This is a genomic window from Micromonospora sp. NPDC051924, assembly GCF_055586005.1.
This window is the reverse complement of the sequence record NZ_JBVJJA010000006.1, coordinates 203,166-217,137: the sequence shown is the minus strand read 5'-3', so window position 1 is coordinate 217,137 and position 13,972 is coordinate 203,166. Positions and strand designations below refer to the sequence as shown.

General features: G+C 74.8%; 14 protein-coding genes. 8 read left to right on the top strand and 6 right to left on the bottom strand.

Translation table 11 applies throughout. The features are described from left to right. Nucleotides 1–50: 50 nt before the first annotated feature. From infB to rimP, 4 genes are all read right to left on the bottom strand, one after another. Nucleotides 51–3,068: a translation initiation factor IF-2 gene (gene infB / locus ACZ6S5_RS07165; protein WP_465998610.1), complete on the bottom strand. Its 3,018-nt coding sequence runs from the start codon at nt 3,066–3,068 to the stop codon at nt 51–53. Between the two features lie 93 nt (nt 3,069–3,161). Further along, the gene (locus ACZ6S5_RS07160; protein WP_465998608.1) at nt 3,162–3,497 is read right to left on the bottom strand and encodes a YlxR family protein; all 336 of its coding nucleotides are present in this window, start codon (nt 3,495–3,497) and stop codon (nt 3,162–3,164) included. Nucleotides 3,498–3,513: 16 nt separating this feature from the next. Then, nucleotides 3,514–4,557 carry a transcription termination factor NusA gene (gene nusA, locus ACZ6S5_RS07155; RefSeq protein WP_465998606.1) on the bottom strand — a complete coding sequence of 348 codons (1,044 nt, stop codon included), beginning with the start codon at nt 4,555–4,557 and terminating at the stop codon, nt 3,514–3,516. Next, nucleotides 4,554–5,207 carry a ribosome maturation factor RimP gene (gene rimP / locus ACZ6S5_RS07150; protein WP_465998604.1) on the bottom strand — a complete coding sequence of 218 codons (654 nt, stop codon included), beginning with the start codon at nt 5,205–5,207 and terminating at the stop codon, nt 4,554–4,556. Before rimP ends, nusA begins: the two co-directional genes overlap by 4 nt. 230 nt (nt 5,208–5,437) lie before the next feature. Between rimP and ACZ6S5_RS07145 the strand changes: the two genes are divergently transcribed. The 7 genes from ACZ6S5_RS07145 to ACZ6S5_RS07115 all read left to right on the top strand — a co-directional run bounded on the left by ACZ6S5_RS07145 (nt 5,438) and on the right by ACZ6S5_RS07115 (nt 11,948). Continuing rightward, nucleotides 5,438–5,890 carry a hypothetical protein gene (locus ACZ6S5_RS07145; RefSeq protein ID WP_465998690.1) on the top strand — a complete coding sequence of 151 codons (453 nt, stop codon included), beginning with the start codon at nt 5,438–5,440 and terminating at the stop codon, nt 5,888–5,890. Then, a complete protein-coding gene (locus tag ACZ6S5_RS07140; RefSeq protein ID WP_465998688.1) occupies nt 5,890–6,342 on the top strand; it encodes a ferritin-like domain-containing protein in 453 nt (150 codons plus the stop codon). The genes ACZ6S5_RS07145 and ACZ6S5_RS07140 overlap by 1 nt, the downstream gene beginning before the upstream one ends. 69 nt (nt 6,343–6,411) lie before the next feature. Continuing rightward, nucleotides 6,412–6,993 carry a PadR family transcriptional regulator gene (locus ACZ6S5_RS07135; protein ID WP_465998602.1) on the top strand — a complete coding sequence of 194 codons (582 nt, stop codon included), beginning with the start codon at nt 6,412–6,414 and terminating at the stop codon, nt 6,991–6,993. Between the two features lie 43 nt (nt 6,994–7,036). Next, a complete protein-coding gene (locus tag ACZ6S5_RS07130; RefSeq protein ID WP_465998686.1) occupies nt 7,037–7,753 on the top strand; it encodes an ABC transporter ATP-binding protein in 717 nt (238 codons plus the stop codon). Continuing rightward, nucleotides 7,750–10,452, top strand: coding sequence for an FtsX-like permease family protein (locus tag ACZ6S5_RS07125; RefSeq protein ID WP_465998600.1), 2,703 nt, complete (start codon nt 7,750–7,752; stop codon nt 10,450–10,452). The genes ACZ6S5_RS07130 and ACZ6S5_RS07125 overlap by 4 nt, the downstream gene beginning before the upstream one ends. A gap of 64 nt (nt 10,453–10,516) precedes the next feature. Further along, on the top strand, nt 10,517–10,996 hold the full coding sequence (locus ACZ6S5_RS07120) for a nitroreductase family deazaflavin-dependent oxidoreductase (RefSeq protein ID WP_465998598.1): 480 nt from the start codon (nt 10,517–10,519) through the stop codon (nt 10,994–10,996). A 214-nt stretch (nt 10,997–11,210) separates the two neighbouring features. Beyond that, nucleotides 11,211–11,948, top strand: a complete 738-nt coding sequence (locus tag ACZ6S5_RS07115) for a nucleotidyltransferase domain-containing protein (RefSeq protein WP_465998596.1) — start codon at nt 11,211–11,213, stop codon at nt 11,946–11,948. Nucleotides 11,949–11,979: 31 nt separating this feature from the next. On the opposite strand, the gene ACZ6S5_RS07110 is transcribed toward ACZ6S5_RS07115, so the two are convergent. Then, nucleotides 11,980–12,696, bottom strand: a complete 717-nt coding sequence (locus tag ACZ6S5_RS07110) for a VIT1/CCC1 transporter family protein (RefSeq protein WP_465998594.1) — start codon at nt 12,694–12,696, stop codon at nt 11,980–11,982. Beyond that, a complete protein-coding gene (map, locus tag ACZ6S5_RS07105) occupies nt 12,693–13,550 on the bottom strand; it encodes a type I methionyl aminopeptidase (RefSeq protein WP_465998592.1) in 858 nt (285 codons plus the stop codon). Before map ends, ACZ6S5_RS07110 begins: the two co-directional genes overlap by 4 nt. A gap of 95 nt (nt 13,551–13,645) precedes the next feature. Here map and ACZ6S5_RS07100 point away from each other — a divergent pair, with 95 nt between their 5' ends. Continuing rightward, entirely contained in the window at nt 13,646–13,960 is a 315-nt protein-coding gene (locus tag ACZ6S5_RS07100) for an STAS domain-containing protein (protein ID WP_465998590.1), read from the top strand. The last annotated feature ends 12 nt before the right edge of the window (nt 13,961–13,972 follow it).

The window sequence follows — 13,972 nt, the reverse complement described above, 5'->3', positions numbered from 1 at the left end:
GCGACGGCCGGGGCCCGTGGGCCCCGGCCGTCGCCGGTCGTTCACGCCGCTCAGGCGCGCGGCTTCTCCCGCATCTCGAAGGTCTCGATGATGTCGCCGACCTGGACGTTGTTGAAACCGCCCAGCGTCAGACCACACTCGAAGCCCTCGCGGACCTCCGTCGCGTCGTCCTTGAACCGCTTGAGGGAGCTGATCGTGAGGTTGTCCGCCACGACCGCCCCGTCCCGCAGCAGCCGCGCCTTGGCGTTGCGGCGGATGAGGCCGGACCGGACGATACATCCGGAGATGTTGCCGATCTTGGACGAGCGGAAGACGTCGCGGATCTCCGCGGTCCCCAGCTCGACCTCCTCGTACTCCGGCTTGAGCAGCCCCTTGAGCGCGGCGTCGATCTCCTCGATGGCCTGGTAGATGACCGTGTAGTACCGGATCTCCACGCCCTCGCGGTCGGCGATCTCGCGGACCTTGTTCGCGGCCCGCACGTTGAAGCCGATGATCGTGACCGCCTCGGACGAGGCGCTCGCGAGCATGACGTCGCTCTCGGTGATCGCACCCACGCCCCGGTGGATGATCCGAAGCTGGACCTCCTCCGGGATGTCGAGGTTGAACAGCGCGTCCTCGAGGGCCTCCACGGAACCGGAGACGTCGCCCTTGAGCACCAGGTTGAGCGAGGTCTTCTCGCCCTCCTTGAGCTGCTCCATGAGCGTCTCGAGGGTCGCCCGACCACGGGAGTTGGCGAATGCCGCCGCCCGCCGCCGCGCCTGCCGCTGCTCGGCGATCTGCCGCACGGTCCGGTCGTCCTCGGCGGCCAGGAAGGTGTCACCCGCTCCCGGCACCGTGGTCAGACCGAGCACCATGACCGGACGCGCCGGACCGGCCTCGTCGACCGGCTTGCCGTTCTCGTCCAGCATGGCCCGGACCCGGCCGTGCGCCCCACCGGCGACGATCGAGTCGCCGGCCCGGAGGGTGCCCTTCTGCACCAGCACGGTCGCCACCGCACCCCGACCCTTGTCCAGGTGCGCCTCGATCGCGACACCCTGCGCCGGCCCGTCGATCGGAGCGGTCAGCTCCAGCGACGCGTCGGCGGTCAGCAGCACGGCCTCGAGGAGGTCCTCGATGCCGATGCCGGGCTTGGCCGCCACGTTGACGAACATGGTGTCGCCGCCGTACTCCTCGGCGACCAGGCCGTACTCGGTCAGCTGCTGGCGGACCTTGTCCGGGTTCGCCTCGGGCTTGTCGACCTTGTTGACCGCGACCACGATCGGCACGTCCGCCGCCTTGGCGTGGTTGAGCGCCTCGATGGTCTGCGGCATCACGCCGTCGTCGGCCGCCACCACCAGGATCACGATGTCCGTGACCTGGGCACCACGGGCACGCATGGCGGTGAACGCCTCGTGACCCGGGGTGTCGATGAAGGTCACCGCGCGGTCGACGCCCTCGTGCGGGACGTGGACCTGGTAGGCACCGATGTGCTGGGTGATGCCGCCCGCCTCGCCGGCCACGACGTTCGCCTTGCGGATCGCGTCGAGCAGCTTGGTCTTACCGTGGTCGACGTGACCCATGACGGTCACCACCGGCGCACGGCTGACCAGGCGGTCCGCCGCGACCTCGGCGTCGAGGTCGATGTTGAACTGCGCGAGCAGCTCGCGATCCTCGTCCTCCGGGCTGACGATCTGCACGTCGAAACCGAGGTGCTCACCCAGCAGCAGCAGGGTCTCGTCGGAGCACGACTGGGTCGCGGTCACCATCTCGCCCAGGTTGAACATCTCCTGGACCAGCGAACCCGGGTTGGCGTTGATCTTGTCGGCGAAGTCCGACAGCGAGGCGCCACGGGACAACCGGACGACCTGACCCTGACCGCGGGGAGCACCCGAGGACATGGTCGGGGCCGACAGGTTGTCGAACTCCTGTCTGCGCTGCTTCTTGGACTTGCGACCACGGGTCGGCCTGCCACCCGGACGCCCGAAGGCACCCGCGGCGCCGCCGCCACGGCCACGACCGCCACCACCCGGACGACCGGCGCCACCGGCCGGACCACCGGGACGGAAACCGCCACCGGCACCGGCGCCACCGCCGCCGCCACCGGGACCGCCACGGTAGCCACCGCCACCGCCGCCGCCACCGGGACCGCCACGGAAGCCACCGCCACCGCCGCCGCCACCGGGACCGCCACGGAAGCCACCGCCACCGCCGCCGGGACGACCCGCGCCGCCACCGGGACCGCCACGACCGCCACCGGGGCCGCCGGGGCGACCCGTGGTCGGACGCTGGCTCGGCATGGACGCCGGGCTGGGCCGCGGCGGCATGGAGGCCGGGCTGGGCCGCGGCGGCATGCCCGCCGGGCTGGGACGGGGACCGCCCGCACCGGCGGCCGGGGGCCGCTGCTGCTGGCCGCCCTGGATGCCGAACGGGTTGTTACCGGCGCCGCGCGCCGGCGGACGGCCGCCCGGGCGTCCGCCCGGACCCGGGGTCGGCGCGCCGGGACGACCGGCGGCCTGGGCACCCGGACGCGGCGGCACGGCGTTCGGGCCGGGACGCGGACCGGGACGGGGACCGCCCTCGGTCGGGGGCTCCCGGCGGACGTTCTCGCGCTGCTGCTGGCGGGCGGCCTGGGCGGCCTTGACCGCGGCCTCCTGCTCAGCCTTCAGCGCGGCGGCACGTGCCTCGGCGGCCGCCACCTCGATGTCGTGCGCGCTCGCCGGCTTGGCGACCGGAGTCGCCGGCTGCGGCGGGCCGGGGACCGGGCCCTTGGGCTTCGGTCCAGGGGTCGGCGCAGCCGGCCGCCGGGGCGGCATCGGCCTGGCCGAGACCCGGGGGGCACCCGGGGTCGGGGTCGGCGTCGGGGTCGGGGTCGGTGCCGGGCTCGGGGCGGCCGCCGCCGGGGCGGCCGGCGCCGAGGAACCACCGGCGGATGCGACGAAGGCGCCACGCAGCCGTCGGGCGACGGGCGCCTCGACGGTGCTGGACGCGGACTTCACGAACTCGCCCATCTCCTTGAGCTTGGCGAGAACGGTCTTGCTTTCGACCCCGAGCTCCTTGGCGAGCTCGTGTACGCGGGCCTTACCTGCCACTGCACTCCTCACTCCGAGGTCGTGCGGGCAGCACCCGCAGCGACCTCACTCGTGCACTTGAAGCCTGGTCATTTCAGGGACTTCATCGTGTGCTCATGTCGGTCGTCCTACCTTGCTAGCGACCCTCGACCGGTCGGGTTGACCGGTCGTCGGGGGTTGCGCGTCAACGTGCTCCGCCAGCGCACCGTGGTCGACGACCCCGGTGACACGCAGCGCCCGCCCGAAGGCGCGGCGCCGCACCGCCTGCGCGAAGCAGGCCGGATCAGGGTGCATGTTCGCTCCCCGACCCGGCAGTCTGCGAGCCGGATCGGGCCGGAGGCTGTAGCAACCAGCCTCGTCGCCGACCGCGACGATCCGCAGCAACTCGCTGGCCGGCGCCCGCTTCCGGCAGCCCACACAGGTGCGCTCCGGTAGCGCGCGTCGTACCACTGGAGTAAGTCTACCCCTAGCTGTTCGAGATCGCGCCGCCCGGCTCCGGTACGTGATCAGCTCCGCTCCGGGCCGTCCCGCCGGCCTGCTCGGCGTCGGACCGGATGTCGATCCGCCAACCGGTCAACCGGGCAGCAAGTCGGGCATTCTGCCCTTCCCGCCCGATCGCGAGCGACAGCTGGAAGTCCGGGACGGTGACCCGGGCGGTCCGGCTGGCCAGGTCGACCACCTCGACCCGGAGCGCCTTGGCCGGCGAGAGCGCGTTGCCGACGAAGGTGGCCGGATCGTCCGACCAGTCGATGATGTCGATCTTCTCGCCGTGCAGCTCGCTCATCACCGCGCGCACCCGCTGGCCCATCGGGCCGATGCAGGCGCCCTTGGCGTTCACGCCGGGGGCGGTCGAGCGCACCGCGATCTTCGTGCGGTGACCTGCCTCACGCGCGATCGCCCCGATCTCCACGGTGCCGTCGGCGATCTCCGGCACCTCGAGGGCGAAGAGCTTCTTCACCAGTGCCGGGTGCGATCGGGACAACGTGATCTGCGGGCCGCGCATTCCCTTGGCCACGTGCACCACGACGCAGCGGATCCGCTCGCCGTGCGCGTACCGCTCGCCGGGGACCTGTTCGGACTGGGGCAGGACGCCCTCGAGCTTGCCCAGGTCGACGCTGACGATGCCCTTCTCGGCCCGCGCCTCGTGCGCCTGCACCACGCCGGTGACCAGGTCGCCGTCGCGGCCGACGTACTCACCGAAGTGCACCTCGTCGGTGGCCTCCCGGAGCCGCTGGAGGATCACCTGCTTCGCGGTCATGGCGGCGATCCGGCCGAAGTCGTGCGGGGTGTCGTCCCACTCCCGCACCACCGTGCCGTCGGCGTCCAACTCCTGGGCGTAGACCGAGGCGGCCCCGGTCTTGCGGTCGATCTCCACCCGGGCGTGCGGCTCGGCGCCCTCGGTGTGCCGGTACGCGGTCAGCAGCGCGGTCTCGATCGCCGCGAGGATGGTGTCGAACGGGATCTCCCGCTCGCGCTCCAGTGCGCGCAGCGCCGCGAGGTCGATGTTCACCTCTCCTCGTCCTCCACATCATCTTCGTCGTCGTCGGTGTCGTCACCGAACTCGTCGTCGGCCACCTCGTCGAGGCGGCTGAATTCCACCTGGACCCGGCCAGGGCCGAGTTCGGCGTAGGAATGGTCCACGCGGCCGGCGTCGGTCTCCAGCACCACGCGCTCGTCGTCCGCCCCGGTCACCCGGCCGGTGAGCTGCCGGTCCCCCTCGGGCCCCCGCACGGTCACCTTGACCAGCCGGCCGACGTTGCGCCGCCAGTGCCGGGGCAGGGTGAGCGGCCGGTCCACGCCGGGGGAGCTGACCTCCAGCTGGTACTCGCCGGCCACGATGTCGCCGCCGGCCTCCTCGGCCGCGTCCAGCGCGGCGGAGACCGCCCGGGAGACGTCCGCGACGGCGTCCAGGTTGATCCCACCGTCGGCGTCCACGATCACCCGGACCACGTGCCGGCGGCCGGCGCGGGAGACGGAGAGGTCCTCGAGGTCGTACCCGGCGGCCGTGACCACGGGCTCGATCACCTCGCGCAGCCGTTCCCGGCGGGTGGCCAGATCACCGCGGGGCGCGCCGGCCCGGTCCCCGGTACGGGGCCCGGCGGGCCGGCGGGGTCGCCCGACGGGCCCCGTCGGCCTGGTGGCACGGCCACGCTGCGTCATCTGCGCACCCTTCTGGTGTTCGGACGGGCCGGTCGGCCCGCCATGCCGGCACGCCACCGGGGCGTACGCGCCCGGTGGCTGCGCAGAGCGTAACGCGCGGGGCGGGCGGCGGACCCGGCGGCGCACCGACGCCACTGGCCCACGAGGCGGCGCGGATGGTGTTGACTTGTCCGGTGGCGACCGGCAGAACGACACGACATCAGGAAGCAGCGGGACATACCCGGCGAAATCTGCTGCGCGCCGGGGCGTTGGTCGCGCTCGGCGGCACCGCCGCGCCGCTGACCGGCTGTGATCTTTTCGACCGCGGTGACGACGAGTCACGGGGACCGGACCCCCTCGAACCGCTCGCCGCGGAATCGGTCGCGCTGGAGGCCCGCTACCGGGCCGCCGTCACCGCCGCCCCGGACCTGGCCGACCGACTCACCGCGATCGCCGACGCCCATCGCGCGCACGCCGAGGAGCTGCGCAAGGTGATCGGTCGGCCGGCGCCCAGCGGCTCCCCCGCCGCCGCACCGCCGCCGGCCGCGACCGACCCCGACGGCCTGCTGGCCGAGCTGCGCCAGGCGGAGCAGCAGGGCCGGGAGAACGCGGCGAAGGCGTGCGCCGCCGCACCGGCCGATCGCGCCGCGCTGCTCGGCTCGATCGCCGCCGCCCGGGCGACCCACGTGGAGGCGCTGAAGTGATCCCGCGTACCGCACCGACCAGCAGCGGGCCGGCCCAGGCCCTGGCCGACGCGCTCACCGCCGAGTACGCGGCGATCTGGGCGTACGGGGTGATCGGCGTGCACCTCGCTGAGGACGCCCGACGGGCCGCCCGCACCGCGGAGGCGGCACACCGCTCCCGCCGGGACACCCTGATCCTCCAGCTCAGCACGAACGGCGGGCAGGTCCCCGCCGACCGGGCCGGGTACGCCATGCCGTACCCGGTGACCGACCGGGCGAGCGCGCTCAAGCTGGCGGTCGAGGTCGAGGAGCGCACGGCCGGCCACTGGCGGGCGGCGCTGCCGCACACCGCCGGCGCCGACCGCAACCGGGCGCTCGCCGCCCTGACCGACTGCGCGCTGCGGGCCACCCGCTGGCGGCGCACCGCCGGCATGACCCCGATCACGGTTCCGTTCCCCGGCCGGCCGGTCTGAGCGGCGGCCCCGTCACGCGGCGGATCGCTCCGGTTGCGGCCCGCATACCAGGTATGCATACTCCACGCCATGTCCATCCGTCACGGCCTGCTCGCCCTGCTCGAACGTGGCCAGATGTACGGCTACCAGTTGCGCGCCGCGTTCGAGGAGTCCACCGGCTCCACCTGGCCGCTGAACATCGGCCAGGTCTACACCACGCTCGCCCGGCTGGAACGCGACGGCCTGGTCCGCTCGCTGCCGGAGAGCGAGGCGGGGCAGCGACCGTACGAGATCACCGACGCCGGCCGGGCGGACCTGACGCTGTGGTTCGCCACCCCGATCAGCCGCGCCGACCGGCCCCGGGACGAGCTGTCGATCAAGCTGGCCCTGGCGCTCACCACGCCCGGCGTGGACGTGCGCGCGGTGGTGCAGACCCAGCGCAGCGCCACCATGCGCGCGCTGCAGGAGTTGACCCGGTTGAAGTACGCCAGCGACAAGCCGGAGGATCTGCCCTGGCGGCTGGTGCTGGACGCGATGATCTTCCAGGCCGAGGCGGAGATCCGCTGGCTCGACCACTGCGAGACCAGCCTGGTCCGCTACCGTCCCGCACCGAGCCGGCCGGCCGGCCACCCCGAGGCGGTGGACCGGACCGACGAGGCGGCCCGCCGGTGAGCCGGGCGCCGGGACGGCGCGAGACGGAGGGACCGCGGTGAGCGTGGTGCTGGAACTGCGGGACGTGCACCGGACCCACGGTGCCGGAGAGGCGGCCGTGCACGCGCTGCGGGGGGTCAGCCTGACCGTCCGGGCCGGCGAGCTGGTCGCGGTGATGGGCCCGTCCGGCTCGGGCAAGTCGACGCTGCTGGCGCTGGCCGGCGGGCTGGACCGCCCGACCGGCGGGGACGTGCTGGTCGAGGGGGAACCGCTCGGCGGGCTGGGCGCGCGGGCGCTGGCCCGGCTGCGGCGCCGCCGGATCGGGTACGTCTTCCAGGATCTGAACCTGCTCGGCAGCCTCACCGCGGTGGAGAACGTCGCGCTGCCGCTGGAACTCGACGGCGTCGGCGTCCGGGCGGCCCGCCGGGCGGCGCTGGCCGCGCTCGACGAGGTGGGCGTGGCGGGGCTGGGCGACCGGTTCCCCGACCAGATGTCCGGCGGCCAGCAGCAGCGGGTGGCGATCGCCCGGGCGCTGGTCGGCGAGCGCCGCCTCGTGCTCGCCGACGAACCCACCGGCGCGCTCGACTCCCAGACCGGCGAGGCGGTGCTGCACCTGCTGCGCCGCCGGGTGGACGCGGGCGCCGCCGGGGTGCTGGTCACCCACGAGGCCCGGCACGCCGGGTGGGCCGACCGGGTGGTCTTCCTGCGGGACGGGGACCTGGTCGACTCCACGGCACCGCTGGTCGGCGTCGAACAGCTGCTCAGCGGCAGCGGGCGGTGAGCCGGGGCCGGATCGCCGCCGCGCTCGGCTCGTGGCGGGCCGCGCTGCGGATCGCCCGGCGCGAGGCCCGCCGGTCCCGGGGGCGTACGGCGCTGGTGCTGGCGATGATCACGCTCCCCGTGCTGGGGCTCGCCTTCACGGCCGCGAGCTACGACATGGCGCACCTGACCCGGGCGGAGCGGCTGGACCGGCGGCTCGGCGCGGCCGACGTGGAGCTGCGCTGGGTGGCGGAGAACGCGCAGGTCCAGGACGCCTGGGGGACCAGCTACTGGCCGGCCGGCGAGGAGACGGTGCCGCGTACCCGGCCGGTCACGGCGGACCAGATCACCGCCCTGCTACCCACCGGCAGCCGGGTCACCCGGGTCCGCTGGTGGGTGCCGTTCGAGCTGCCGTTCGGCGACCGGATCGGCTCGATCGACGCGCGGGCCCTCGACCTCACCGACCCGCTCGCCCGGCCCCTCGCCACGCTGCGCGCCGGCCGGCGCCCGGCCACCCCCGACGAGATCGCGGTCAGCCCGCAGGCCCAGCGCCGGCTGGGCGTACGCCTCGGCGAGCCGGTGCGCACCGCCGACGGCACGAGCTACCGGGTGGTCGGGGTGGTGGAGTTCCCGGACGACCTGCGGGAGCTGGTCGCGGTGCGGCCCGAACGGCCGGCGGGGGCGGTCGCCCCTGCGGACGAAAGCTGGCTGGTGGACCTGCCCGGGCCGGTGGACCGGACGCTGGTGGACCGGCTCAACGCGCGCGGGATCGTGGTCGGCGGCCGGCTCCCGCTGCCCGGCCGAGAGGAGGTCGCCGCCGGACCGAACCTGCCCGACGCGGAGCAGGCGGGCAACGTGGTTCTCGTCGGAGGGTTGGGGTTGCTGGAGGTGGTGCTGCTGGTCGGCCCGGCCTTCGCGGTCGGCGTCCGCCGCCGGCGGCGGGACCTCGCCCTGGTCGCGGTGGCCGGCGGCGACGGCGCGCACCTGCGCCGGATCGTGCTGGCCGACGGGGTGGTGCTCGGTGCCGGCGGCGCGGCGCTCGGGCTGCTGCTCGGCGTCGGCGCCGCGTTCGCCGGGCGGCCGCTGGTCGAGCAGTACGTCGTGACCGCCCGGTCCGGCGGGTACCGGGTCTTCCCGGCGGCGCTGGCCGCGATCGCCGTCGTGGCGGTGCTGGCCGGCGTGCTGGCCGCGCTGGCCCCGGCGTGGACCGCGGCCCGGCAGGACGTGGTGGCCGGGCTGGCCGGCCGGCGCCAGCCGCCCCGGCACCGCCGGCGCTGGCTGGTGCTCGGCGTGCTGCTCACCGCCGTCGGGGCCACCGTCGCCGCGCTCGGCGCCACCCGGACCTCCCCGACCGTGGTGCTGGCCGGGCTGATCCTCGGCGAGCTGGGCCTGGTGTTCGCCACTCCGACGCTGATCGGGCTGCTCGCCCGGGCCGGGCGGCTGCTGCCGCTGACGCCCCGGCTCGCGCTGCGCGACGCCAGCCGCAACCGCTCGTCGGCCGCGCCGGCCATCTCCGCCGTGATGGCAGCGGTCGCCGGCAGCGTGGCCCTCGGCGTCTACCTGGCCGGCGACGACGCCCGCCAGCGGGCGCAGTGGCAGCCCGGCATGCCCCCGGGCAACGTGCTGCTGCTGCGCAGCGGGAGCCTGGACGACGGCCCGCTGCCGCCGGCCGGCGAAGTCGCGGACCGGGTGCGGGCGGTGCTGCCGACCGCGACCGTCGCCCCGTTCGCCGTCCCGGACTGCGCGAAGCGGGCCGCCAAGGAGGACTTCTGCCTGGCGTCGGCGGTGCTGCCGCCAGAACGGCGCTGCCCGTACGGGCCGGGCGACCTGCTCACCGACGCCGAACGCGCCCACGCCCGGGCCGACCCGCGCTGCGTCCGGCCGTTCCGCGAGCCGAGCGGCCTCTACGAGCCCGCGTCGGTGGACGACGGCACCGCGCTGGCCGCACTGACCGGCGCCCCGGCGGCGGAGATCGCCGCCGCCACCCGGGTGCTCCGGGCGGGCGGGGTGGTGGTCACCGACCCCCGGCTCATGGTGGACGGCCGGGTCACGGTCACCGTCAGCCGCGGCGCCACCGAGGTTCCGTTCACGGTCGGCGCCACCTTCCCCGGGTACCTGCTGCGTGCTGGCCTCCCGGTCGACCGGCTCGTGCTCTCCCCGCCGGCGGCGGCCGCCGTCGGACTGGTCGCCGGGCAGCTCGGCTACGTGATCGACACCACCGGGCCGCCCACTGCGGCGCAGCGGCAGCGGCTCGCCGCCGAACTGGCCCCGCTCGCCGGCCTGAGCGTGCAGGTGGAGGAGGAGCACCGGTCCGACCAGCGACCGTTGCTGCTGCTGCTCTCCGTCGGCGCCGGGCTGATCACGCTGGGCGCGGCCGGGGTGGCCACCGGCCTCGCCGCCGCCGAGGGCCGCCGCGACCTCTCCACGCTCGCCGCGGTCGGGGCCGATCCCCGGGTACGCCGACTGCTGTCGGTCTGCCAGGCCGGGGTGATCGCGGTGCTCGGCTCGGTGCTCGGGCTGGTCGCCGGCCTCGGCTCGGCCGCCATCATCCTGGTCTCGCTCAACCGGCGGTACACGCAGGCGTGGCCGGTGCAGGAGCCGTACCCGCTGGTGGTGCCCGGGCTGACCGTCGCCGTGCTGGTGGTGGTGCCGCTGGTGGCCATGCTGGGCGCGGGGCTGCTCACCCGGTCCCGGCTGCCGGTGGAACGCCGGCTGGACTGAGCGCTCCGCCCGGCGCGACGGGTCAGGGGTGTCGCACCGGGGCGGTGGCCGGCACACTGGGCAGGTGTCCGCCCTGGGAAGCCTCGCCCGCCGCCTCGGTCACCAGAAGTGGTTCGCCGCCACCATGCGCCTGCTCGTCCCCGCCGACCGGCTGGTCGGCCGGCTGACGAAGGGTCGCGTGGTGGCGTTCGGCCAGGTGCCCTCCCTCGTCATCACCACCACGGGCCGCCGCTCCGGCAAGCCGCGCAGCAACCCGCTGCTGTACGTGCCGGACGGCGACGCGTACGTGGTGATCGGTTCGAACTGGGGGCAGCAGCACCAGCCGTCCTGGTCGCTGAACCTGCTCGCCCGGCCCGCCGCCGAGATCGACGTGCGGGGCCGCCGGATCCCGGTCCGCGCCGACCTGATCAACGGCGACGAGCGGGAGCGGCTCTTCGGCCGCCTGGTCGACGAGTGGCCGGCCTACCGGACGTACGTGGAACGGGCCGGCGACCGGGAGATCCGCGTGTTCCGCCTGGTCCCCACCGATCTCGCCGGGGGCTGACCGGCGAGATCGTGCGCGATGCCGAAGGTCGTGGCATCGGAGCGCGCCCGACACCACTCGAACCAGGATCGAGCACGACCTCGCGGGGCGGCGTCGGGCCCGGCGGCGGACGACCCGGGCGCGGCGTACGGATGGGTCCGCGCGGCCTGACTAGGGTGGTTGACGTGCGCCGGGTCGCCGCCGGGTGGCCTGGTCGCGGGACCGGAGGTGGACCGTGGACGCCGGCGGCGCCGAACTGGGGACCGACCGCTACCTGGACGACCCCCGCTGGCGGGTCGCCGAGCGGGTGAGCGACGCGGCGCTGCGCCGGTTTCCGGCCGACATCCTGGCCGTGGCGGTGCACGGCCCGCTCGCACACGGCGACGACGACGGTGGCGGGAACGGCGAGGTGGGCCTGCTGCTGGCCACCTACCGGCCGGGCGCTGGACCGGCCCCGGCCACCCGACGGGTGGACGGGGTGCTGGTCGACCTCACCGTCGCCGGGGCCGACGACTACCTGCGGCAGGCCCGGACGATCACCCCGCTCTGGCCGCTGGCCGCCGACCGGTACGTCACCACCCGCGCACTGCACGACCCGACGGGCTGGCTGCGCACCCTGCGCGACGAGCACCTGGCCCGGCTGGCCCGGGCCCGTCCGGCCGAGTTCACCGGCGCCGCCCGGCAGGCCTGGTACCGGGGCAGCGCGGCGCACGCCCGGGCACTGCGCCTCGCCGAGTGGTACGAGACCGACCAGGCGCTGCTCATGCTCGGCGAGGCCCGCCTCGCGGCGGCCACCGTGCAGGGGCTGTTCAGTCGCACCTATTTCCGCGACCCCGGCGACGCGGTAAGGCGTACCGGGCTGGCCGGCGCGGACATGACCGAGGTGGGCGCGGTGCTCGCCCGGCAGGCCGAGGAACTGGCCGCCCGGGGCCGCCCCGTCGACGGCACAGTGGACGACCTCCTCACCCCCTGACCCCCACCCCACCCCACCCCGTGGCGTGGGGTCAGCCGAGGCCGCCCTGGATGCCGATCAGCTTGCCGACCAGGTAGGTGGCGGCGGCGGCCAGGGCACCGAGCAGGAACTGGCGCAGGCCGCCGGACCACCAGGCTCGGTTGGTGAACCGGGCGACGACCGCGCCGGCCACGAAGAGGCCCACCCCGCCGACGCCGAGCGCCAGCCAGAGGCTGGTGAAGCCGAGCAGGTAGGTGATCAGGGGCACCAGCGCGCCCAGCGAGAAGCAGAGGAACGACGAGACGGCCGCCGCCCAGGGGCTCGGCTGCTCGTCGGGGTCGATGCCCAACTCCTCCCGGACGTGCACCCGCAGCGCCTCCTCCGGGTTGCGCCGGACCGCCTCGGCGACCTGCGTGGCGAGGTCCCGGGGCAGGCCGCGGGCCACCCACGCGTCGGCCAACTCGCGGGCCTCCGCCTCGGGGTGCCGTTCCAGCTCGCGCCGCTCCTTGGCCACCTCGGCGGCCACCTGCTCGTTGGACGACCGGACGCTGGTGTACTCCCCCAGCCCCATCGAGATCGCGCCGGCGACCAGGCCGGCGGTGCCGGTGAGCACGACGCTGCGGGGCGAGACGCCCCCGCCGCCGACGCCGGCGATCAGGGCGATGTTGGTGACCAGACCGTCCATCGCGCCAAACACGGCCGGCCGGAGCCAGCCGCCGGCCACGTCCGCGTGGTGCGCCTCGCGCAGCGCCGCCGGGGTCTCGGTCACGGCAGGGTCAGGATCTCGTAGCCGTCGTCGGTCACGACGATGGTGTGCTCGAACTGCGCCGTCCACCTGCGGTCCTTGGTGACCACCGTCCAGCCGTCGTCCCACATGTCGTACTGGTGGGTGCCGAGGGTGATCATCGGCTCGATGGTGAACGTCATGCCGGGCTCCATCACGTCGGTGGGCCGCGGGCTGTCGTAGTGCGGCACGTACAGGCCGCTGTGGAAGGACTCGCCGATGCCGTGGCCGGTGAAGTCGCGGACCACGCCGTAGCCGAACCGCTTCGCGTACGACTCGATGACCCGGCCGATGACGTTGATCTGCCGGCCCGGGGCGACCGCCTTGATGCCGCGCATCATCGCCTGGTGCGTCCGCTCGACCAGCAGGCGGGCCTCCTCGCTCACCTCGCCCACGCAGAAGGTGGCGTCGGTGTCGCCGTGCACGCCGCCGATATACGCGGTGACGTCGACGTTGATGATGTCGCCGTCCTGGAGCACGGTCGAATCCGGGATGCCGTGGCAGATCACCTCGTTGAGGCTGGTGCAGCAGGACTTCGGGAAGCCCTTGTAGCCCAGCGTCGACGGGTAGGCGCCGTGGTCGCAGAGGAACTCGTGGACCACCTTGTCGATCTCGTCGGTGGTCACCCCCGGCTTGCAGTGCTCGCCGGCGAGCTGCGTCGCCTGGGCCGCGAGCCGGCCGGCGACGCGCATCTTCTCGATGGTCTCCGGCGTCTGCACGTGCGAGCCCCGCCACTCCTGCGGACGCTTCTTGCCCACGTACTCGGGGCGCGGAATGGGGGCGGGCACCGCTCGCCACGGGGAGAGCGTGCCAGGGGTCAGCGGCGCACGGACGGTCATGGCCACAGCCTATCGCCGCGGGCCGGGGTGACCCCCGCCACGGCCTGCTCGGCCGGGTTGTTGCCGTGCCGCAAGTGCTGTGCCATTGTTGCTCCGTGGATCAAGAGGGCGAGTCTTCCGTCTTCTCCGCGACCGCGGAGGTCGAGGATGACCACCTCCACGTCACCGTGGCCGGCGAGGTCGACATGGCCACCGCCGACAGCATGTTCCAGACCGTCCTCCGCGAGCCCGCCCGGCAGGTCACGCTCGACCTGCGCGGGGTCACCTTCTTCGACTCGGCGGCGATCCACGCGGTGGTCCGGCTGGCCCAGCGGTTCCCGGGCGCGCTCACCGTGCTGCCGTCCCGCCAGGTGCGCCGGGTGCTGGAGATCTCCGGCCTCGGCGAGCAGGACTGGCTGGCGCCCGCCTGACCGACCGGGCGA